We start from the raw sequence: 1,832 nt of genomic DNA on the forward strand, positions 1-1,832 counted from the left end.
GCTCAACGGCTCGCGGATTTACCCTTGGCAGCACCTGCGCCATAGATTTGTAGAGAAGATCACTCTTCAAGAGCAGCCTTACGCTTGCGGAATTCTTCTTCATCAATCTCTCCTTTGGCAAAACGGGATCTGAGGATATCCATTGCATTCGAAGATTTCGCACCACCGGGACGATTGTCAGAGAACCAGCGTACAGCAATAACGATCAGGGCGATGATGACGCCCCAGAACACCAGCATCATGAAACCGCCGAGCATTCCAAATCCTCCTCCCCATCCCATATGTCCATACCCCGCCCCCCAGTCGCCCGCAGGGTCCGCATAGGCAATCGCAGCACCGGAAAGCACCGCAATGCTTGTCGCAATGAGTTTTTTAGTCATGTCAGCCTCCATTCATTGATTGATCACCGGCAAATGGGATTGCGATAGTCGCGCGCAGCCCCCCTTCGGCGCGGTTCGAAAGTGAGATGTCTCCGCCATGGGCGCGGATGATCGTCCGGGCGATGGACAGGCCAAGCCCATGTCCACCTGTTTCAAGTGAGCGAGATTCTTCCAGACGGAAGAATGGATCGAACACGCGTTCAAGATCGAGAGCTGGAATGCCCGGTCCATCATCATCAACGGTAATGACAAATTCATCCGGATGGACCTGATTGCTCACACGCGCAATTCCCCCATAGCGCTCGGCATTCTCGATCACATTTCGCAAGGCCCGACGCAAAGCGTGTGGCCGAATCCGCGCATCATGCGATGGACCTTTTTCCAGTTTGAAGGAGGGCACCATGTCGGATCTAAGATCCTCAAGAAAATCCCCGATATCAAGAACTTCTGACTTCTCCGATCCCGCAAGCCCCCGAGCGAAAGTCAGGGTTGCCTCGACCATCGACTGCATTTCCTCTACTGACGCAACAAGGCTTTCACGCGTTTCCTCGTCATCCACCATCTCAGCCCGTACGCGCATTGCGGTCAGCGGCGAGCGCAGATCATGCCCCAGTGCGGCGAGAAGACGGGTTCGATCCGCCACAAAGCGCGTCAGGCGGTCTTGCATGTGGTTGAAGGTCGAGGTCAGATCCCGCATCTCAGTCGGCCCGATCATGGGCAACTCATCCACATCTTCTCCGCGTCCCAATCGATCTGCGGCACCGACCAATCGCCGCAACGGGCCTGTCAGCCGGGTCAGCAGGAACCAGATCACCACGATTAGAATAACAGCTGCGGACACAGCAAAAGTCAGCATCGAATGGAAGGGCCACTGGATCGGTGGGCGTTCAAAACGCGTGCCGACATTCAGCCACTGGCTTCCTTCAACCGCAATCGAAAGGTTCATCTCGATTGCCGAAAGCTCACCTTGCATCATTGCCACATGCATTTCGGCCATTTCCTGTGACAGATGCGGAAGTGGCAGGATCTGCCCTTCGATTTCATGCAGTTCGACCCGGATATCACGGCTGTAATTGTCGTTAAGAAGGGAGCGAATACGCGACTCGACCAACCCGTTATCAGAATGATCCAGGTGTTGGACACTTGCTTCATCCGACAGATCAAATCGTACAAGAGGAGAGTTTGCGGCGCGAATGATCGAAGAATGAAGGTCTTCGGGCGCTTCCTCGATCAACCTCGCAACATTTGCGGCCCGGCCAGCCGCCTCAAAACCAAGTGCAGCCCGAACGGCAAGACTGCGTTCATCTGCAAAGAGCCAGAGACTGATCAACTGGGCGACGATCAACGCCGCGACAATCAGTATGACCAATTGAACCCGCAATGTGCGAAGGAATGCCAAATTCATCCGGCCACCTCGACATCAACTGAAAGACAATAGCCGCCATTTCGGAT

Annotated in this window: 2 protein-coding genes; both read right to left on the minus strand. The window is 54.7% G+C overall.

Going from position 1 to position 1,832, the window contains the following annotated elements; translation table 11 throughout:
- Positions 1–59 precede the first annotated feature (59 nt).
- A complete protein-coding gene (locus tag O2N63_RS17460) occupies positions 60–380 on the minus strand; it encodes an SHOCT domain-containing protein (RefSeq protein WP_271055592.1) in 321 nt (106 codons plus the stop codon).
- Position 381: 1 nt separating this feature from the next.
- The gene (locus tag O2N63_RS17465) at positions 382–1,785 is read right to left on the minus strand and encodes an ATP-binding protein (RefSeq protein ID WP_271055593.1); all 1,404 of its coding nucleotides are present in this window, start codon (positions 1,783–1,785) and stop codon (positions 382–384) included.
- Positions 1,786–1,832: the final 47 nt, after the last annotated feature.

The sequence above is a fragment of the Aliiroseovarius salicola genome, assembly GCF_027891095.1.
GTDB lineage: Bacteria > Pseudomonadota > Alphaproteobacteria > Rhodobacterales > Rhodobacteraceae > Aliiroseovarius > Aliiroseovarius salicola.

Excerpts from the sequence above, each read along its gene's own strand:
- O2N63_RS17460 (WP_271055592.1), bottom strand. The coding sequence starts at position 380 with ATGACTAAAAAACTCATTGCGACAAGCATTGCGGTGCTTTCCGGTGCT.
- O2N63_RS17465 (WP_271055593.1), bottom strand. The coding sequence starts at position 1,785 with ATGAATTTGGCATTCCTTCGCACATTGCGGGTTCAATTGGTCATACTG.